Genomic DNA, 18,488 nt, shown 5'->3' with positions numbered 1-18,488 from the left:
CGGGGGCGGTGGGAGGATGCGGGGAGGGCCGGAGAGGGGCGGGAAGCGTGGGGCGTGGCGAGCGGGACACGGTCGAGAGGGGAGCGCGACTGTACGAGGCGGCGCAGACAGTGGTCGGTGACCACGGAAGGGCAGTGGGGGCGGTAAGGGCAGCACTGAAACCGCTCCACGATGCGGCGGTGAAGCGGGAGCTCGACGCCCTTCCCGTCGCCCGGCTGCAGGACGTCACCGAAGGGCGGCTGCGGCTGGGGAGCGTCGAGAAGAGCGGACTGCGCACCCTGGGCAGTGTTCTTGAAGCGGGCCCCTACCAGCTGCGGCAGATTCCCGGTGTCGGGCAGCGCACCGTCGACCAGATGCTCGCCGCCGCCCGCCGGCTTTCCGTGGCCGTGCACGAGACCGTGGCCGTCCACATCGACGTGGACCGGCCGGAACCGCGCACCACCGCGCTCGTCATGGCCCCGCACGTACTGGTGGAGGCCGGCCCGGAGGCCCGGCGTGCGGTCGACAAGGCCACCGCCCTGACGGAACGGCTCGGTCCGTTGCTGGCCGACGCGAGGCCGGCCGCCGGAAGGGTCCGTATGCTTCTGGCCGGCCGGGAGAAGAGGGCTCGCGCGTGGGCGGCGGTCGCCGCGACCCGGTCGCTGGTGGACGAGGCGGAGCAGGCCGGCCTGCCCGAGCTGCTCGCCCAGGCGTCGGTGGACCTGCTCCGGGGTCCTTCGTCCGACGTTGCGGCCTGGGTGGACTTCGAACTCCGCTCCGCCGAGTACTACAGCCTGCTCGCCGAGATCTCCGGACGGCCGCCGGACGCGGCTGCCGCAGAGGGGTTTTTGCCGGACGAGGTTGCAGAGCGGGTACGGACCCAGCACCTCGACGACACGCACCGGCGGGTCTCCCTGCGCGGCTACCAGGCGTTCGGCGCACGGTTCGCGCTTGCGCAGCGCAAGGTGATACTCGGCGACGAGATGGGCCTCGGGAAAACCATCCAGGCGATCGCCGTCCTCGCCCACCTGGCCGCCGAGGGACAGAGTCACTTCATGGTCGTCTGCCCCGCGAGCGTCCTCGTGAACTGGACACGGGAGATCGAGGCCCGCAGCGCCCTGCGCGTCATGGTGCTCCACGGTCCCGACCGGCACTACGCGTTCGCCGACTGGAAGGGGCGGGGTGGCGTCGGGGTGACCACGTTCGACGCGCTGCGCGGCTTTCCCGCTCCGGGCGGTGGGGAGGTCGGGCTGCTGGTGGTCGACGAAGCGCACTCCGTGAAGAACCCGAAGGCCAAGCGGTCCCAGGCGGTCGGCCTGTGGGCGGAGCGTTGCGAGCGCACCCTTTTCATGACCGGAACCCCGATGGAGAACAGGGTCGTGGAGTTCCGCAACTTGGTCCGGATGCTCGACGGCGACGTCGCGGACTCCCTCGGTGAACGGGACGCGTTGGCCGGATCGGTCGCCTTTCGCAAGGCTGTGGCCCCGGTCTACCTGCGGCGCAACCAGGAGGACGTGCTGACGGAACTCCCGAGCCTTCAGCAGACCGACGAGTGGGAGGAGCTGAGTGCTTCGGACGAGGAGGCGTACCGCGAAGCCGTGCGCGCGGGCAACTTCATGGCCATGCGCAGGGCCGCGTACATGCGCCCCGAGAAGTCGGCCAAGCTGGAACGGCTTCGGGAGATCGTTCAGGAGGCCGGCGAGAACGGGCAGAAGACGGTGGTCTTCTCCACCTTCAAGGACGTACTGGCCGTGGTGAAGGAGGCCCTCGCGGCCGAAACCGCCAGGGCCGCTCCCGTGTTCGGTCCGTTGACCGGCGGCGTCCCGGCCCAGCGCCGCCAGGAGATCGTCGACGACTTCGCCGGTGTCCAGGGCCCGGCGGTGCTCCTGGGGCAGATCCAGGCAGCGGGCGTCGGCCTCAACATGCAGGCCGCTTCCGTCGTCGTCATCTGCGAACCCCAGATCAAGCCGACCATCGAACATCAGGCGGTGGCCCGGGCCCACCGTATGGGCCAGGTCAGGCCGGTTCGCGTGCACCGTCTCCTCGCCACCGGAGGCGTGGACGAACGCATGGTGAAGATGCTGGAAACCAAGACGCGCCTGTTCGATGCCTATGCCCGCCGCAGCGCCGTGGCCGAAGCCACCCCGGACGCGGTCGACGTGTCGGACACGGAGCTGGCACGTCGGATCGTCGAGGAGGAACAGGCTCGTCTGGGTATGACGGACGAGAGGCCCACGTCATCCGAGTGAGGGTGTCCCACGGTCCGCAGACAGTCCGCGGGACACCCGTGAACAGCTGTCTGGAGTCAACGCGTGCCAACGAGGAAACCCCAGGTCAGAGCCCCGAGTGAGGCTCCGTCGCAGGTCAGGATCGGCTCGCAGGCATTCCGCTTCAATGTGTAGTCGTTTCGATACTGCGCGCTAAGTGATTCGTCAAGCATGCAGGTCAGAAGGGGTCGACTCCTCCCGGAGTCGGCCCCTTTGTCGTCACCGTGCTGGATGGGTGCTGGATATTCTGACGCCAGTCAGTCGGCGTCAGGTGTCGTAAACGGTGGAGCGACGCCCGACGTGTACGACCCACACCACGAGTTCCCCGTTGTCGATCGTGTAGACGACGCGGTAGTCGCCGACTCGCAGTCGACGGCGTTCCGGCTGCGACACGAGCGCGGTGGTGTTGAAGCCGAGGGGGTCGCTCTCCAGGTCGGTCAGCTTGGCCAGGATGCGCAGCGCCATGTCGCGTGGGATCTTCCGAAGTTCGGCCTGCGCCTCTGGCCGGAAGACGGTTCGGTACTCACTTCGGTACTCACTCACCTCGCGCCAGCGTCTCCCTCATGATGTCCTCGATCGGGATGCCGGGAGCCGGGTTGGCCATGCGCTCGTCGATGATCCGGTTGATCTCGCGTTCTTCCCACTCCTGGTACTTGCGCAGCACCTCGATGGAGACGACGGCGGCGACTTCCTTGCCTCGGCGCGTGATCACTGTGGGTACGTCGTCGCGATCCGCGCGCTCCACGACCTCAGCCAGGTGTGCGCGCACGTCGCGGATGGACTCTATGGGCAGCGGCTGTGTCATGCGCTCAAGTGTACCGAGTGTGCCATGTGTACACCATCTTGGTCAGGCCGCCTGGTGCTGGATGTGCTGGATGAACTCGCACCGTGCTGGATTCCTGTCGTCCGTGGCGGGGTGATGACAGCGCCGCGTAATGCCAGGTGAGCTTCCAGATCGTCGCGTGCTGCCTTTCGGCGGGTGGTGGAAGGGCTTGCGGCCAAATGTGGTGCAGCCGCACGTTGTGTTTGGCCCAGGCGAGTCGGAACTCGTCGTCGCGGATGACCAGTTCGCCGATCAAGGTGGTGAGTTCCGCGTCGTGCGGCGCGTCCGGCTTCCGTCCGTAACGGCGAGACGGTGGTGTTCAGGGAGGCTTCCCAGTCGGGGAAGAAATCCCGGCTCGTGGGGTCGAGAAACTGGAACCGGGCGATGTTGACCGGGCGCGGGGCGGCCGTGAGGAACAGCGGGGTGTACAGGGCCCTGCCGACCCGGTTGGACGCGCCGGCTTCGCCATCGAGCTGCTGGACGAGTCGCTCGATGTGGGAGGTCATGACGCCGGGTGGTCGCGGCGCCAGAAGGTGGGGAGCCACCAGCAGAGCACCGAGCGGTCGTCGGGCCACGGGGCGCGGTCGTCGGCTTCCCAGTCCTCGAAGGAGTCGCGCGTCAGGTCGATGGGGCGCCAGGCAGGGTCGAGCGGCTCGTCCTCGGCCGGAGGGCGGACGTACCGTCGGCCGTGCTGGTCGCAGGCACCGAAGTCCTGATAGTTGCGCTGGGCCTCGATGAGGGAGACCTTGTTCGCCCCGCCGTCCATGGTCGGCCAGCGGAACTGGACCCCATCGTCCTCCCAGAAGCAGACGGGGCAGATCTCGTACGAGCCGGGCATCTCGTCCAGCACGCGGTGCCCGCAGCAGGGACAGGGGTAGCGGTCGCTCACCTGCGCAGTCTCGTTGCAGGTCCGGCCGTGCGCCATGGATTTCTCTGCCTCCGCACGCCGGCCAGTCCGCGTTCAGTCCGCAGGACAGTCGTACACAGTCATCGGAAGGGGTCCGGCCTTTCGGGGTGGGCCGCTGATTTTCCCGTGCTGGGATGGCATGGGGTGGGACCGTGCCTTGCTCGGGCCCGGTGGCGGTCCGCGTGTCGCCGCGCATGCCCGCCGCGGTGGCGGGTACGACCCCTCCCGTACTGGAGTCGCGGAAGCGGCCGAAGAGTGAGGGGTGTCGGAAGTGATTCGAAAGCTGCAGGCGGTCGCGCTGGACTGCGCTGAACCGGTACGGCTTGCGGAGTTCTACGCGGATCTGCTCGGTGGCCGGGTGGTCGCGGACCCGGAGGATGCCGACTGGGTCGAGGTGCACGGGTTCGAGGGCACCCCGCTGGCCTTCCAGCGGGTGGACGGCTACCGACCGCCCGAATGGCCCGGCCACGAGCGCCCGCAGCAGCTCCACCTGGACTTCGACGTGGACGATCTCGACGGAGAGGAGAAGCGGGCGCTCGCCCTCGGTGCGACCGTGCTGGAGCGGACGGACCAGCTCCGCCCGGGGGCCAACTGGCGGGTCTACGCGGACCCGGCCGGCCATCCGTTCTGCCTCTGCTTCCACTGAGCCCGTCGGGCCTACTGTCCCGGCTCAATGGCTGCCGCCAGCACAGGCGCTACGAGGGCAAAGTCGAGCACTTCCTGGCGTTCGTCGGGCAAGTGAGCCGGCCTCCTATTCGGTTGCCGAAGGCCGGCCCGGTCGGATAGGAAGCCTGCATGCTGAAGGGCAACAAGGTCGGGCTGAGGGCCCGGCACGAGGACGACATCCCGGTCCTGCGGGCCGAGCTCTACGACGACGTGGTCAATGCCTCGCGGGCCGAAGGCGGCCCGTGGCGGCCGATCACGCCCGGCTCGAAGGATCCGCGGCTCGTGGTGGACGACAAGGAGCAGGGGCACGTCCCGTTCTCCGTGGTGGAGCTGGACGGCGGCACGCTGGTCGGCACCGCGACGCTGTGGGGCATCGACAATCACAACCGGTCCGCGCACATCGGGCTGGGGCTGCTGCCGTCCTCGCGCGGCAAGGGCTACGGCACCGACGTGGTCGGGGCGCTGTGCCACTACGGTTTCGTCGTGCGCGGCCTGCAGCGGCTGCAGATCGAGACGCTGTCGGACAACGCCGCGATGCTGCGCTCCGCCGAGCACAACGGCTTCGTCCGCGAGGGCGTGCTGCGCTCCTCGGCCTGGGTGATGGGCGAGTTCCTGGACGAGGTGCTGCTCGGGCTCCTCGCCCAGGACTGGAAGCCGGACTCGAAGGGCTAGGTGTTCTGTCCTGAACCGTCAGGAGATCTTCGGCTCAGGACAGCTCAGGACAGTAGATCGGAGCGTCGTCGTCCGACCGATTGGTCGGCCCCTAATCTCCGGGCATGGGATCGGACGACGGCCAGGAACGACGGCGGCGCCAGGGCAGTCTCGCGGAACGCTTCGACCGGCTGACCGGGCGCAGTCTCCCCTCTAAGGTCGTACTCTTCGCCGCCGGGCTGGTAACCGCGATCAGCACCCTCACGACTGCTGTCGTGTCGGTTGTCGAATGGAGAGCCAAGGACGACTGGCGGTCGATCGAGTACGCCAAGCTGGGGCGACTGCGCGCCGGCCACACACTGGAAAGCTTCCGAGCGGTCCTCGGGGCGCCGTTGTACCGCCGTACGCCCAACGGCGGAGATCTCACCTACAGCACGTTCTCGCCCAGGCCGGAATATTGGGTCGATGTCGTAGCTGACAGTGACGGCGCGAGTGTGGCGTTCGCTGTCACCTCGTGCTACGAGGACTTCCGCCCGACCTTCACATTCCGCAATGGGTCTGCCCATTCCCGCGTTACGCTCCGCGCGACCCGGTTCCAGGACGTGGAACAGAGCCCCGCCGTGAATGTGAAGGCTTCTCGGGGAGGGACGTCATCCAGTTATGCCTTTCATGTCTTCTACGGCGGCAACCCTACGAGCTACCGAAGTCTGGCGTGGGGGGTCAACGACACGTGCGCCGCGCTTACGGAGGACCAGACGGAAGAGGCCCTCGAACCGTGGGCCGAATGGCACAACAGAACCCGACAGTTCCTGGAAGTCGTCCGTCCTTGGCAGGAGCTGGGCCCATCGGACCGTCAGCGCCTCGGTCGGGTAGTTGTGAACACGTACGCGGAGACCGACCCCTTCACTGAGTTCAGCAAGGTGTATCCGAAGCAGATCGACGTCGACCGGATCACGGTCCGCCCGTAGCTGGAGATCTTCTCGCTGCGGCATGGCGGTGCTGGACGTGCTTGGTGGGGAAAGGGGTCGGGCCGTCCGGTCCGGGCCCTTCCTGGTTTCTCCGGTCGGTCTCGCGGGTCCAGGTGGAGTGACCTGCGTCACGTGATGTCACAGGGATCCGTCATGCGGTGTCTTGAGGCCGAACCCCTGCAATCGGAGGAGACACCATGACCGAGAACACCGATGTCGTCGTCATCGGCGGCGGATACGCCGGTGTCATGGCCGCCAATCGCCTGACGCAGCGTGGCGATGTGACCGTGACGTTGATCAACCCGCGCCCGAAGTTCGTCGAGCGGATCCGCCTGCACCAGCTGGTGGGCGGGTCCGACGACGCCGTCGTCGACTACCGGGACGTCCTGGGCCAGGGGGTCCGGCTGGTGGTCGACACCGTGACGCGGATCGACGCGGACGGGCGCGGTGTGACGCTGGCGGCCGGCGGCGCGGTCCGTTACGACTACCTGATCTACGCGGTGGGCAGCGGCAGCGCCGACCCGAGCGTGCCCGGAGCGGCCGAGTTCGCCTACCCGATCGCCACCCTCGAGGATGCGCAGCGGCTTCGGCCGGTCCTCGACGCGGTGCCCGGGGAGGCGGCGGTGACGGTGGTCGGCGCCGGTCCGACCGGCATCGAGACCGCCGCCGAGCTGGCGGAGGCCGGACACGCGGTGACCCTGGTGTGCGGCGGCGTTCTCGGCCCGTACCTGCACACCCGCGGCCGCCGCTCCGTCGCCAGGCGGCTGGCCAAGCTCGGTGTGACGGTCATCGACGGCTCCGGCACGAAGGTGACGGCGGTGACCCGCGATGCCGTGCGGCTCGGCGACGGCCGCGAGCTGCCGAGCGCCGTGACCGTCTGGACCGCGGGGTTCGGCGTGCCGGACCTGGCCGCGCGCAGCGGGCTGACCACCGACGCCCTGGGCCGCCTCGTCACGGACGAGACGCTGACCAGCGTGGACGACGCGCGCATCGTCGCGGCCGGCGACTCGGCCGCACCGTCGAACCTGCCGGCGCGGATGAGCTGCCAGGCCGCGATGCCCCTGGGCGCGCGGGCCGCCGACACGGTGCTCAGCCGGATTGCGGGAGAGCAGCCCTCGACCCTCAACCAGGTGTTCGCCGGTCAGTGCATCAGCCTGGGCCGGGGCGCCGGTATCTTCCAGTTCGCCCACAGGAACGACGTCGCCCTGTGGTTCCACATCGACGGTCGCCCGGGCGCGAAGCTCAAGGAGTTCGTGTGCAAGGGCACCGTCAAGCACCTGGCCGACGAGGCGGGCAAGCCCGGTTCGTACGGCTTGCACCGCGTTTCAGGAGGCGACCAGCGCCAGCGGCTGCTGCAGGGCGAGCGCGGCGAGGCCCCGGCCCTCGCCGAACCGGCAGCATAGCGAGGCACACGTGGTCGGGTGCCCCTCTCGATCGCACCGAACTGGCGGGTCGCTTAGAACCGCCGAAGACGAAAAGGAATCTGCCGTGGATCCACGACCGAAGGCCTCCGACCACGACGCCACCGACCCGGCGACCGAGACTTTCGTCGCCCACCGCAACCTGCTCTTCACCGTCGCCTACGAGATGCTCGGATCGGCCGCCGACGCCGAGGACGTCCTCCAGGAGACCTGGCTGCGGTGGGTCAAGGTCGACCTGGAGCAGGTGCGCGACCACCGTGCCTACCTCGTCCGGATCACGACCCGCCAGTCGCTCAACCGGCTGCGCTCGATGAAGCGCCGCAAGGAGGCGTACGTCGGGCAGTGGCTGCCCGAGCCGCTGCTCACGGCGCCGGACGTGGCCGAGGACGTCGAGCTCGCCGAGAGCGTGTCGATGGCGATGATGCTCGTCCTCGAGACGCTGTCCCCGACGGAACGCGCCGTCTTCGTGCTGCGTGAGGCCTTCGACGTCAGCTACGACGAGATAGCGGCCGCCGTCGACAAGAGCCCCGTGGCGGTACGGCAGATCGCGCACCGCGCACGCCAGCATGTCGATGCCCGCCGCCCCCGCCGGGTGGTCTCCGCGAGCGAGACCCGGGCGGCTCTGGAGTCGTTCCAGCGCGCCCTCGCGACCGGGGACCCGCAGAGTCTCCTCGACGTGCTCGCCCCCGAGGTCGTCCTCATGAGCGACGGCGGTGGCCTCAAGAAGGCCGCGCCGCGGCCGATCTCCGGCGCCGACAAGGTGGCCCGCTTCATGCTCGGCGGTCTCGGCAGGAACGAACTCCCGATCACCGTCGCTCCCACCGTGGTCAATGGCAACCCGGCACTCCTCGTACACCTGGACGGGGAGATGGACGGCGTCATGGCGGCCTGTGTCGAGGACGCCCGGATCACCGGCCTCTACTACGTCCGCAACCCGGAGAAGCTGAACCGAGTGGAATTCGAGACGTCGCTCACCCTGGGATCGGACGTCCGCGGCTGATGCCGGGGAGTCAGGTGAGCGCCAGCGGGGTCTCCGGGGTGAGTGCGGCCGCGATGCGCCGGGCGACCTGTTCGGCCATGTTGCCCTCGGGGGTGTCCGCGGTCTGGGTGGCGGAGACGGCGATGGCGAGGCGTTCGGACGGGAGATACGCCTGGATCGCCGCGTAGCCGAGAACCACGGGTTCTGCAGCACCCAGCCGTTGATCACGATGACACCGAGGCCGAAGTGCCTGGCCTCGGTCTGCCGGAGGCAGATCGTGGCGGGGCAGGTGGCGGTCGCCTGGCCGAGGCCGACCGTGCCCGGGTTCAGCAGAGTGCGGTAGGAGCGGGGCGAGAGGAGTTCGCCGCTGCCGATGGCCTGCGCCGAGCGGGCCAGGTCACAGATGTGGGTGGTGATGACCGCTCCGGGCGCGGTGGTCCACGACGGGTTCCAGAAGGTGCCCGCACTATCACCGCAAGATTGTTGCCTACCGGGATAAAACACCCTGCCATCGCGGTGGCCCGCCCATGTGGGGCAAGCGGACCGCGTCCGGCGGCGCCGTTCAGGTGGCGGCCCCAGGCAGCGGGTCGAGGCGCGCAGGGCATACCTCGTCCGGACCGAACGTGACGGAGGTACGGACCCTTGAAGCTTGCCGAGGCGCTGGCGCTGCGTGCGGACGCGGCCCGTCGGGTGGAGCAGCTGCGGGCCCGCGTGGTCGGCAACGCCCGGTACCAGGAGGGCGAAGCGCCGGCGGAGGACGCGGCCCGGCTGCTGGCCGAGGCCGGGGAGGTGCTGGACGACCTCGAAGCGTTGATCCGGCGGATCAACCGGACCAACGCCCAGGCGGTCATCGACGGCGGCGGCACCCTCACGGACGCGCTGGCACGGAGGGACGTGCTGCGGTTGCGGCACGCCGTGATCAACGCGGCGGCCGACGCGGCCGCCGGGCGGGATCAGCACGGCATGGTCCGGCAGCTGCGGTCCGAGCTGAAGATGCTCTCGGCGCTCCCCGTCGCGGAGCTGCGCGCGCAGGCGGATGTGCTGGCCCGGGAGATCCGCGAGATCGACGTACTGATCCAGCGGTCGAACTGGGAGGTCGATCTGCTGGACTGAGCACTGGACCGAGCAGCGTGCTCGATGGGGAGCAGGTAGTCGTCACGGAGGCGTGCACAAGCCGTGGACCGGCGGTCAATCCGGTCCTGCCTGGCGCGTGGAGAGCAGCGCAGGGGTTCGATTCCCCGATCACACAGCCGCTCAGCACAGCGCACAGGTGACGGTGCACAGCGCACGGTTCACCACCATGTGCAGATCCGGGACGGTGAGGGCGGGATCGGGGTATCTCCATCGCGGTGGCCAGTCCGCGCCACGTTCGCGGGACCGGCGGAGCAGCGGTGGCCGGTCCCACCACTTCGCAGGCAGGCGGAGCAGCGCCGTTCCTCCCCGGGGGCGCCTCCGGGCAGGAACCGGCGCGGTCGAGCCATGCCTCCGGGGAGGAACCGGCGTGGCCGGGGCCTATGCCTCCGGGAGCAGGCCCAGCTGGCCCAGGAACTCCATCTGGTCGAAGTAGAGCCGGTAGCTCACGATCCGACCGTCCGCGACCTGGGCGAGATCGACGCCCCGGATGCGGATCTCCTTGCCGGTGGCGGGCAGGGTCTCGCCGGTCGGGAACTGGATCGGGCCCGTGTTCCGGCCGCTGAAGACGCCTTCGTCGATGGCCGTGTCATCGGTTTCGAAGCTGTACAGCGTCGTGAACGTGGCCTCCGGTATCGCTTCGGTCATCGTGCGCCAGTACGCGACGATGGCCTCGCGTCCCTCCATCTCGCCGCCGTCCGGGGTGACCGCCACGGCATCCTCGGCGAAGAGGTCGGCGATGGCCTCCAGGTCCGGTTTCGTGGTCAGCGCCTCGGTCAGGCGGTCCATGACCTCGCGTGCCTCTCCCATGATCCACCTCCGTGGTTCGGATCCGGGTGGTGTGCTGCTGTTGTCCGGTTCTCCCATTTTCTCATCGGGGAGTCATGGCCGAGAGTCGATGACGACGAACGGAGATCACCATGTCCTACCCCGAAGCCCGCTACCACGGCGAGAAGGGCGAGATCAGCGCCTCCTTCCGGCCCGCCGACGCCCCCGCCGAGCTCACCGTCGCCAACGGGACGCAGACGCACTATCTGGCCACCACCGCCTCGACCGGCGGCGAGTTCGGCCTCTACCGGGTCGACATGACCCCCAGGGCCGGTGGCCCCTCCACCCACTTCCACAAGACGATCTCCGAGAGCTTCTTCATCCTCGACGGGACCGTCCGGCTCTACGACGGCGACCGGTGGGTCGACGCGAAGAAGGGGGACTTCCTCTACGTGCCGACCGGAGGGCTGCACGCCTTCCACAACGAATCCGACGATCCCGCGTCGTTTCTGATCCTCTTCGCGCCGGGAGCGCCCCGCGAGGAGTACTTCGAGAAGGTCGGGACGGTCGCGCAGATGACCGACGAGGAGCGGACCGCGTTCTTCCTCAAGCACGATACGTACTGGACGGACTGAGGCCCGTCTTGGCGCCCGCCCCGCACAGCGGTACGACGGTCAGGCCCGGCTGCGGCGCCGCGCGTACGGCAGCCCAGCAGGCCACCCCCGTCGACTCGACGAACAGTCCGCGGCGGGCCAGGTCCCGTTGGGCGGCCCGGAGCTGATCCTCCGTCACGGTCAGGAAGGTCCCGCCCGACCCGCGTACCGCCCGCAGGATCTGGCGGGCGCGGGGCGGATTCGGGATCGCGATGCCCTCGGCGAGGGTGGGGCGGGCGGCTGCCGGCGCGAGGAGCTCGTCGGCACCCGCGTGGAAGGCCGCGGCCAGCGGCGAGACCGCCTCGGCCTGTACGGCGACCAGCGGCGGGCGCCTGTCGACGAGCCCGTGGCCGTACAGCTCGTCCACCGCCAGCGCGGCCCCCAGCAGCAGCGTGCCGTTGCCCACCGGGACCACGATCGTGTCCGGGAGCCGGCCGCCGAGCTCCTCCCAGAGCTCATAGACGTACGTCTTCGTGCCGTGCAGGAAGTGCGGGTTGTACACGTGCGAGGCGTAGAAGGTGCCGGGCTCGTCGGCGGCCGCCCGGGCCGCCCGCGCGGTGGCCTCCCGGTCGCCGGGGACGAGGGTCGGGCGGGCTCCGTGCGCGCGGATCTGCTCCAGCTTCTTGGGTGAGGTGCTTTCCGGTACGTAGACCGCGCAGTCGAGGCCCGCCCGCGCGCAGTACGCGGCGATCGCCGTTCCCGCGTTGCCGCTGCTGTCGGCGAGTACGCGGCGCACGCCGCCCCCGCCCTTCGCGAGACGGCGGGCGAGCTCGGCGAGCATGACCGCGCCGCGGTCCTTGAAGGACAACGTCGGCATGAGGAAGTCGAGTTTGGCCGAAACCGATCCGGTGGCCGTGGCGTCGAGCGGGACGAGGGGCGTGCGGCCCTCGCCGAGCGTCACATGGGGGATCTCGGTCGCCAGCGGCAGCGCCTCCTCGTAACGCCACAATGAATTCACACGTGACGCAAGGGACGTGAGTGACATCGGCGCACTGGTGAAATCCAGGTCCCAGGGGCCGCGGCACTGCGGACAACACCAGGTGAGGGCATCCGCCGGGGCGTGAACACCGCATCGGGGACACACATAGGCCGTCATGGACGTCAGCATGGCAGCGGGGTGGCGTGAGTGTTGCGGAACGCTCGTGACTCTTGTGCGATTCCTATGGATCCGCCAATCTTTCGCTCGGCAGCCGGACGTTCGAAACGGCGTGGACACCTCACGCTGCTTTGACATGCCCCTGCCTACCCCCACAGCAACGCACCACCAATGAGGAGGATCCCTCACATGTCAGTGATGCGTGACTCGCGGCGCAGACTCGCCGTGGCCAGTGCCATAGCCGTCGCCGCCATGGCTCTCGGCGCCGCCTCCGCCCTCCCGGCCACCGCGGCCGAGGCCGCCCCGGAAGGTGTCATCCAGAACGCCGGAGCCCCCGGAACGATCGCGGGCAGCTACATCGTCACCCTCGACGAGTCCGCCCAGGCGGAGACCTCGAAGGGCCGGGCGGTCGCGGCCGAGTACGGCGCGAAGATCAAGAAGACGTACACCTCGGCGCTCAACGGCTACTCCGTGGAGCTCTCCGAGGCGCAGGCGAAGAAGCTCGCCGCCGACCCGGCGGTCGAGTCCGTCGTGCAGAACCGCGTCTTCAAGATCAGCGGCACGCAGCCCTCGCCGCCGTCCTGGGGCCTGGACCGGATCGACCAGAAGGCTCTTCCGCTCAACCAGAGCTACACCTACCCGGACACCGCCGGCCAGGGCGTGACGGCGTACATCATCGACACCGGTGTACGGATCTCCCACAGCGACTTCGGCGGGCGGGCCGCCAACGGCTACGACGCCATCGACAACGACAACACCGCGCAGGACGGCCACGGCCACGGCACGCACGTCGCCGGCACCGTCGCCGGATCCTCCTACGGTGTCGCCAAGAAGGCCAAGATCGTCGGCGTCCGCGTCCTCGACAACTCGGGCTCCGGCACCACCGAGCAGGTCGTCGCCGGCATCGACTGGGTGACCCGCAACGCCGTCAAGCCGGCCGTCGCCAACATGAGCCTCGGCGGAGGCATCGACTCCGCCCTCGACACGGCCGTCCGCAACTCGATCGCCTCGGGCGTCACGTACGCCGTCGCGGCGGGCAACGACAGCTCCAACGCCTCCAACTACTCGCCGGCGCGGGTCTCCGAGGCCATCACGGTCGGCTCGACCACCAGCTCCGACGCCCGCTCCAGCTTCTCCAACTACGGCAGCGTCCTGGACATCTTCGCCCCCGGCTCCTCCATCACCTCGGCCTGGAACTCCAGCGACTCGGCCACCAACACCATCTCCGGTACGTCGATGGCCACCCCGCACGTCGCCGGCGCCGCCGCGGTCTACCTCGGCGACAACCCGACGGCCACCCCGGCCCAGGTCTCGACCGCGCTGACCAACGCCGCCACCCCGAACGTGGTGACCAGCCCGGGCACCGGTTCCCCGAACAAGCTGCTCTTCGTCGGAGGCGGCACCACCCCGCCGCCCGGCAAGAAGTTCGAGAACACCGCCGACTACGCCATCGCCGACAACGCGACCGTCGAGTCCCCGGTCACCGTCAGCGGCATCACCGGCAACGCGCCCTCCGCCCTGCAGGTGCCTGTGAACATCGTTCACACCTACATCGGTGACCTCCAGGTCCAGCTGATCGCCCCCGACGGCACGGCGTACACGCTGAAGGGCTACGGCACCGGCGGCAGCGCCGACAACATCAACACCACGTACACGGTCAACGCCTCCTCCGAGGTCGCGAACGGCACGTGGAAGCTGCGGGTCAGCGACAACGCGAACTACGACACCGGGAAGATCGACTCCTGGGCGCTGCAGTTCTGAGCGAGTGAGCAAGTGAGTGAGTGAGTCAGTCAGTGAGTAAGTGAGTGAGTGAGTGAGTGAGCGAATCACTGACTGAGTGTCAGTGGAGCGGGGGGCGGTCGCCGGCGGGCGACCGCCCCCCGTCATGTGTCACCCAGGTCAGGCCGCGTCGTCGTCCTCGAAGACGTACTCCACCGGCTCGGCCACCCACCCCGCCGTCAGCACCAGCCGTGAGGTGCGGTGCACGGTCAGGAAGCCGAAAGGCCGGTCGAAGTCGAGGTCGATGCTCCGGGTCACGTACGGCAGGTCCGGTATGCCGCCCGCGACCGCCTCCATCGCCGTCACCGAAGCCGCCTCGAAGCCCGTCGCGTCGAACCGGGCCAGCGCCGTCTGGCGGGCGGAAGCGATCGCGAGGGGAAAGCCGCTGACACCGGGGAAGTGACCGTACCCGTCGTCCATGGCCGCGGTGAGCCCGAAGAGCCCGGCGTTCGCCAGCAGATCGTGGTCGGCGGTCAGAGAGAAGGGGGAGGTGGTGACCGAGAGGGTGGGCTCGCGGTGGGAGCTGCGCATGTTACGGACGTTCAGACCCGGGCCGGGCTCGCCGAGGGGGAGGAGGTCGCCCGGCACGGTCGGGCAGCCGCCCGCAAGGGCGTCCAGCCCGCCCCGCAGGACCGCGCCCGGCGGTGTCTCCTCCTCTCCGAGGAGGAGGTGGACGTCGACGCCCGTGTCGCCGAGCACCTTGAGGACGGTGAGTGGGCCGGCAGCCGTACGAGCCACCCCGACCCGGTCCAGGAGTGAGGTCCCGCGCCGCAGACCGGCCAGACAGCGGCCGGCCCAAGGGCCGTACTCCGGCGCCATGTCGCTCTCCACGAAGGGCTGCAGCCAGCGCGTCCGCACGGCCTGGGCGGCGGCCAGCACCAGCTTCGTGCCCGCGTCCACGACGACGGGCATCACCGGGACCAGCCCGCCCGTACGCTCCGAGGCCCAGGCATCCAGGATCTGCCCGTCCTTCTGCGCGTCGCCGGTGAACCGGCCCAGGGTTGCCTCCGGGAGGCCCGTCACCCACCGCTCGTGCAGAGCGAGATCGGGCCCCGCCCACAGGCCGATCGCGGACGCCGAACCGCGCATCGCGCCCAGCGCCCCGAGCAGCCCGCGCGCCCCCTCCGCCGCCTCGGCCGCCCGCATGCCGAGGGCGTCCTCCAGCTCGGTGCGCGCCGGGCCGGCCGCGCCGTCCGCGAGGAAGGCGAGCAGCGGCCAGACGCCGGTCGCGGACAGGACGCCGCCCTCACCGGCGAGCGTGCCGGCCCATCGCGCGGTCAGCCCGTTCACCGCCCGAATCGTCGGGGTTGCCACCCGCATACCGTCCCCGTCCCCTCACCGCGTACGATGCGCGCGCCCGTTCGCATGTTCGTACCGCCCGCCCCCAACAGGAGCACCGTACTCGTGGAGCCCACGCCACCGCCTCAGGATTCCCAGCCGCCGCAGCAGGGCTGGCCCGCTCCCGGGCCAGGGCCGTACAACCCCGGCCCCTACGCCCCGTACGGCCCTGGAGCCGGTCTCGGACCAGGCCTCGGCCCGGGGCCCTACGGGACCCCGCCGCGGACCACCAACGGACTGGCGATCGCCTCCCTGGTCTCCGGCGTCGTCTGCTGTCTCCCACCCCTCGGCCTGGTCTTCGGGCTGATCGCGCTGCCGCAGATCCGGAAGAAGAACCAGACCGGCAAGGGACTGGCGATCGCGGGCATCGTCCTGTCCTCGATCAGCTGTCTCCTGTTGGTCGTCGGCCTGGTGACCGGTGGTTTCGGCGAGGCGTGGAAGAGTTTCAGGAAGGGCATGGACGAGGCGTCCCGCTCGTCGTCCGCCTTCTCTCTGCGTACCGGCGACTGCTACGACGTCGACGGCGAACTGGAGGCCGTCACCTCGGACGTCGAGGTCGTCGACTGCGTGAAGCCGCACGAGGGCGAGGTCACCGGCACCTTCCTGATCACCCTCTACGACAAGTGGCCGGGCGAGGACCGGATCGACGACATCGCGGAGGACCGCTGCGAGGAGATCGGCAACGCGTACGCGCTGGACACCTGGGCGATCCCCGACGACGTCTGGACCTACTACTTCCTGCCGACCAGCCAGAGTTGGCGGGCCGGTGACCGCACGGTGACCTGCTCGTACGTCGTCGACGGCGGTGAGCCGATCAAGGGCTCGCTGCGCAGCGACGGGTCGAAGCTCGGCGCCGACCAGGTGCGCTTCCTGAAGGCCGTCAACCCGATCGAGATCGCCGTGACGGCGGAGCCCGAGGAGGACGTCGACGCGGATCCGGCCGCCAACAAGGCGTGGGCGACGGAGGTCCACGCGTCGGTCGAGCAGGCCGGCAAGGACCTTCGGGCGCATCACTGGACCGGCGCGTCCGCCGCTCCGGTCGCCGAGTTGCTCAAGGAGCTGGACGCCGCCGCCAAGGAGTGGAAGGCGCTGGCCCAAGCCGCTGACGCCGACGCCTACTGGGAGCACTACGACACGGCGTTCGAGGTCCTGCGCGCCGACCTCGGGGCCGACGTGCGCGAGGCGCTCGGGCTCACGGCGCAGCGCTCGGGGTCCTCGGACGGTGGCCCAGCGGAGGGTGGCCCCTCGGGGGACGGCACCTCGGTCTGAGTCACCTCGCGGGTGTGCGACGCGGCCGGGGCCGGGTCTCCTGGGGGAGGCCCGGCCCCGGGCCGTGTCACGGCACGTCAGAGGTCACGCGCCTCAGCGGCGGCCGAGACCCCGGTCGACGGTGAGGTCACGCGCCTCAGCGGCGGCCGAGACCCCGGTCGACGGTGAGGTCACGCGCCTCAGCGGCGGCCGAGACCCCGGTCGACGGCCGTGATCAGTTCGCCGTCCGGGGTGTCCCCGTCCAGCGACCAGAACATCGCGCCGCCGAGCCCCTTGGCCCGTACGTACGCCGACTTCGTCCGCAGTACCTGCGGATCGTCGTACGTCCACAGGGTCGTGCCGTCGAAGAGCCAGGCGTGCCCGTTCCGCCGGTCGCGGTGCACGGCGTACGAGCCAGAGTCGGCGAGCTTCTTGAGCGCCTTGTAGTCCTCGTAGCCGTTGGCCCAGGTGGCCGGGGCCGGACCGGTGGCGGGCCGGCCGAGGCCGTCGCCGCCGCCCGTGACGCCCGTCCAGCCCTGCCCGTAGAACGGCATGCCGACCACGAGCTTGCGGGCCGGAGCGCCGCGCCGCAGCCAGTCGCCGACGGTCTGGTCGACGCTGAAGTCGTCCCGCGCGAACAGGGCGGACTGCTGGGCCGTGGTGGACTCCCAGGAGCCGTGGAAGTCGTACCCCTGCAGATTGACGAAGTCCAGGTCCCGCATGATCTTGCGGACCTCGAAGCCCGCGTCGATCTTGGCGGGGGCGGTCGGGACGAAGGCGGTCAGCTCGTAGTGCTTGCGCTCGCCACCGCCGTTCCGCCGCCCGGTCTTCGCGTACGCGTCGAGCTGGATGCGGAACTCCCGTACGAGAGCGGTGAAGTTCTGCTTGTCCTCCGGCCGGAAGACGGTGTCGGCGTCACCGGCGGACGCGGGCCACTCCCAGTCGAGGTCGATGCCGTCGAAGAGCCCGGCGGCGGCTCCCGCGCCGCCCCTGGCGCCGTCGACGGGCAGGTTGCCCTTGATGTAGAGGTCGATGCAGGAGGAGACGAACGCCTTGCGGGAGGCGGCGGTGCGGGCGGCATCCGAGAAGTGGGTGGACCAGCTCCAACCTCCCAGCGAGATCATGACCTTCAGGCCGGGGTGCTTGGCCTTGAGCTCGCGCAGCTGGTTGAAGTTGCCGGCGAGGGGCTGGTCGGCGGTGTCGGCGACGCCGTCCACCGAGCCGGCCGCGTCGAGGGGGCGGGCGTAGTCGGCCCAGGCGTCGGCTTCACCGGGGATGTTGCCGGTGAAGCATGTGCCCTGCGGACTCACGTTGCCGAAGGCGTAGTTGATGTGGGTGAGCTTCGCCGCGGTGCCGCTGGTCTCCAGGTCCTTGACCTGGAAGTTCCGCCCGTAGACGCCCCATTGGGTGAAGTAGCCGACGCGCTTGTACGGCGCGCGTCCCTGGTCGCCGGCCTGTGCGGCGCCGTCGGCGCGGGAGGCGGCTCCGGCGGCGCGGCTGGCGGTGGGTCCGGCGGCCGGGTCGGCGCCGGCGGAGGGGGCGAGGGCGGCCACGAGGCCGAGGGAGACCGCGGCGATCGTCAGCCGGGAAAGGGTTCGTCGACGCATGAGGCTCGTTCCTGTGCGGGTGCCGGAAGGGAGCTGTGCTCACAGGAAAGTATTGGTCTGGACCATTACGGTCAAGGCTTCGGCTGCGAGTTCGGCGGCTATACCTGCGGTAAGAGCTGACGTACAGGCAACTCATCACTTCGAGTGAAACTTTGGCCCATGCTTGCGGGTGGCGACCGACGGTTGTCAATCTGTAGCTGTCCGTCA

Annotated in this window: 18 protein-coding genes and 1 pseudogene; 10 read left to right on the top strand and 9 right to left on the bottom strand. The window is 69.8% G+C overall.

Annotated features, from left to right (window positions below):
- Positions 1 to 134 precede the first annotated feature (134 nt).
- Positions 135 to 2,228: a DEAD/DEAH box helicase gene (locus tag J7E93_RS01770; RefSeq protein ID WP_374105347.1), complete on the top strand. Its 2,094-nt coding sequence runs from the start codon at positions 135 to 137 to the stop codon at positions 2,226 to 2,228.
- A gap of 285 nt (positions 2,229 to 2,513) precedes the next feature.
- On the opposite strand, the gene J7E93_RS01765 is transcribed toward J7E93_RS01770, so the two are convergent.
- From J7E93_RS01765 to J7E93_RS01750, 4 genes and pseudogenes are all read right to left on the bottom strand, one after another.
- Positions 2,514 to 2,789, bottom strand: a complete 276-nt coding sequence (locus tag J7E93_RS01765) for a type II toxin-antitoxin system RelE/ParE family toxin (RefSeq protein ID WP_215065420.1) — start codon at positions 2,787 to 2,789, stop codon at positions 2,514 to 2,516.
- Positions 2,782 to 3,051, bottom strand: a complete 270-nt coding sequence (locus J7E93_RS01760; protein WP_019434848.1) for a type II toxin-antitoxin system Phd/YefM family antitoxin — start codon at positions 3,049 to 3,051, stop codon at positions 2,782 to 2,784. Before J7E93_RS01760 ends, J7E93_RS01765 begins: the two co-directional genes overlap by 8 nt.
- 4 nt (positions 3,052 to 3,055) lie before the next feature.
- Positions 3,056 to 3,575: pseudogene (locus J7E93_RS38265) on the bottom strand (hypothetical protein).
- Positions 3,572 to 3,958, bottom strand: coding sequence for a CPCC family cysteine-rich protein (locus J7E93_RS01750; RefSeq protein WP_215065419.1), 387 nt, complete (start codon positions 3,956 to 3,958; stop codon positions 3,572 to 3,574). Before J7E93_RS01750 ends, J7E93_RS38265 begins: the two are co-directional and overlap by 4 nt.
- Before the next feature lie 289 nt (positions 3,959 to 4,247).
- Here J7E93_RS01750 and J7E93_RS01745 point away from each other — a divergent pair, with 289 nt between their 5' ends.
- From J7E93_RS01745 to J7E93_RS01725, 5 genes are all read left to right on the top strand, one after another.
- Entirely contained in the window at positions 4,248 to 4,622 is a 375-nt protein-coding gene (locus J7E93_RS01745) for a VOC family protein (RefSeq protein WP_215065418.1), read from the top strand.
- Positions 4,623 to 4,771: 149 nt separating this feature from the next.
- The gene (locus J7E93_RS01740) at positions 4,772 to 5,314 is read left to right on the top strand and encodes a GNAT family N-acetyltransferase (RefSeq protein ID WP_215065417.1); all 543 of its coding nucleotides are present in this window, start codon (positions 4,772 to 4,774) and stop codon (positions 5,312 to 5,314) included.
- A gap of 104 nt (positions 5,315 to 5,418) precedes the next feature.
- Positions 5,419 to 6,261 carry an ETEC_3214 domain-containing protein gene (locus tag J7E93_RS01735; protein WP_215065416.1) on the top strand — a complete coding sequence of 281 codons (843 nt, stop codon included), beginning with the start codon at positions 5,419 to 5,421 and terminating at the stop codon, positions 6,259 to 6,261.
- 197 nt (positions 6,262 to 6,458) lie between these two features.
- Positions 6,459 to 7,664: an NAD(P)/FAD-dependent oxidoreductase gene (locus J7E93_RS01730; protein WP_215065415.1), complete on the top strand. Its 1,206-nt coding sequence runs from the start codon at positions 6,459 to 6,461 to the stop codon at positions 7,662 to 7,664.
- Positions 7,665 to 7,749: 85 nt separating this feature from the next.
- Entirely contained in the window at positions 7,750 to 8,682 is a 933-nt protein-coding gene (locus J7E93_RS01725; protein ID WP_308367551.1) for an RNA polymerase sigma-70 factor, read from the top strand.
- A gap of 10 nt (positions 8,683 to 8,692) precedes the next feature.
- Here the strand turns inward: J7E93_RS01725 and J7E93_RS36655 are convergent, their stop codons facing one another.
- The gene (locus tag J7E93_RS36655; RefSeq protein ID WP_251065893.1) at positions 8,693 to 8,860 is read right to left on the bottom strand and encodes a hypothetical protein; all 168 of its coding nucleotides are present in this window, start codon (positions 8,858 to 8,860) and stop codon (positions 8,693 to 8,695) included.
- A gap of 443 nt (positions 8,861 to 9,303) precedes the next feature.
- Here J7E93_RS36655 and J7E93_RS01715 point away from each other — a divergent pair, with 443 nt between their 5' ends.
- Entirely contained in the window at positions 9,304 to 9,774 is a 471-nt protein-coding gene (locus tag J7E93_RS01715) for a DIP1984 family protein (protein WP_215065413.1), read from the top strand.
- 399 nt (positions 9,775 to 10,173) lie between these two features.
- Here the strand turns inward: J7E93_RS01715 and J7E93_RS01710 are convergent, their stop codons facing one another.
- A complete protein-coding gene (locus J7E93_RS01710; RefSeq protein ID WP_215065412.1) occupies positions 10,174 to 10,602 on the bottom strand; it encodes an ester cyclase in 429 nt (142 codons plus the stop codon).
- A 110-nt stretch (positions 10,603 to 10,712) separates the two neighbouring features.
- Between J7E93_RS01710 and J7E93_RS01705 the strand changes: the two genes are divergently transcribed.
- Entirely contained in the window at positions 10,713 to 11,195 is a 483-nt protein-coding gene (locus J7E93_RS01705) for a cupin domain-containing protein (RefSeq protein WP_215065411.1), read from the top strand.
- Here J7E93_RS01705 and J7E93_RS01700 read toward each other — a convergent pair.
- The gene (locus J7E93_RS01700) at positions 11,167 to 12,321 is read right to left on the bottom strand and encodes a pyridoxal-phosphate dependent enzyme (RefSeq protein ID WP_215065410.1); all 1,155 of its coding nucleotides are present in this window, start codon (positions 12,319 to 12,321) and stop codon (positions 11,167 to 11,169) included. The genes J7E93_RS01705 and J7E93_RS01700 overlap by 29 nt on opposite strands.
- 177 nt (positions 12,322 to 12,498) lie before the next feature.
- Here J7E93_RS01700 and J7E93_RS01695 point away from each other — a divergent pair, with 177 nt between their 5' ends.
- The gene (locus tag J7E93_RS01695) at positions 12,499 to 14,070 is read left to right on the top strand and encodes a S8 family peptidase (protein WP_215065409.1); all 1,572 of its coding nucleotides are present in this window, start codon (positions 12,499 to 12,501) and stop codon (positions 14,068 to 14,070) included.
- 138 nt (positions 14,071 to 14,208) lie between these two features.
- Here J7E93_RS01695 and J7E93_RS01690 read toward each other — a convergent pair whose 3' ends face one another.
- On the bottom strand, positions 14,209 to 15,378 hold the full coding sequence (locus tag J7E93_RS01690) for a serpin family protein (RefSeq protein WP_308367548.1): 1,170 nt from the start codon (positions 15,376 to 15,378) through the stop codon (positions 14,209 to 14,211).
- 114 nt (positions 15,379 to 15,492) lie between these two features.
- On the opposite strand from J7E93_RS01690, the gene J7E93_RS01685 reads away from it, so the two are divergent.
- A complete protein-coding gene (locus J7E93_RS01685; protein WP_215065407.1) occupies positions 15,493 to 16,695 on the top strand; it encodes a DUF4190 domain-containing protein in 1,203 nt (400 codons plus the stop codon).
- Positions 16,696 to 16,874: 179 nt separating this feature from the next.
- Here J7E93_RS01685 and J7E93_RS01680 read toward each other — a convergent pair whose 3' ends face one another.
- Entirely contained in the window at positions 16,875 to 18,281 is a 1,407-nt protein-coding gene (locus J7E93_RS01680) for a glycoside hydrolase family 18 protein (protein WP_215065406.1), read from the bottom strand.
- Positions 18,282 to 18,488: the final 207 nt, after the last annotated feature.

The organism is Streptomyces sp. ISL-36, assembly GCF_018614205.1.
Classification (GTDB): Bacteria; Actinomycetota; Actinomycetes; order Streptomycetales; family Streptomycetaceae; genus Streptomyces.
This window is presented reverse-complemented; position numbering and strand designations above follow the sequence as displayed.

Excerpts from the sequence above, each read along its gene's own strand:
- J7E93_RS01695 (WP_215065409.1), top strand. The coding sequence starts at position 12,499 with ATGTCAGTGATGCGTGACTCGCGGCGCAGACTCGCCGTGGCCAGTGCC.
- J7E93_RS01700 (WP_215065410.1), bottom strand. The coding sequence starts at position 12,321 with ATGCTGACGTCCATGACGGCCTATGTGTGTCCCCGATGCGGTGTTCAC.
- J7E93_RS01760 (WP_019434848.1), bottom strand. The coding sequence starts at position 3,051 with ATGACACAGCCGCTGCCCATAGAGTCCATCCGCGACGTGCGCGCACAC.
- J7E93_RS01730 (WP_215065415.1), top strand. The coding sequence starts at position 6,459 with ATGACCGAGAACACCGATGTCGTCGTCATCGGCGGCGGATACGCCGGT.
- J7E93_RS01710 (WP_215065412.1), bottom strand. The coding sequence starts at position 10,602 with ATGGGAGAGGCACGCGAGGTCATGGACCGCCTGACCGAGGCGCTGACC.
- J7E93_RS01705 (WP_215065411.1), top strand. The coding sequence starts at position 10,713 with ATGTCCTACCCCGAAGCCCGCTACCACGGCGAGAAGGGCGAGATCAGC.
- J7E93_RS01735 (WP_215065416.1), top strand. The coding sequence starts at position 5,419 with ATGGGATCGGACGACGGCCAGGAACGACGGCGGCGCCAGGGCAGTCTC.
- J7E93_RS01740 (WP_215065417.1), top strand. The coding sequence starts at position 4,772 with ATGCTGAAGGGCAACAAGGTCGGGCTGAGGGCCCGGCACGAGGACGAC.
- J7E93_RS01680 (WP_215065406.1), bottom strand. The coding sequence starts at position 18,281 with ATGCGTCGACGAACCCTTTCCCGGCTGACGATCGCCGCGGTCTCCCTC.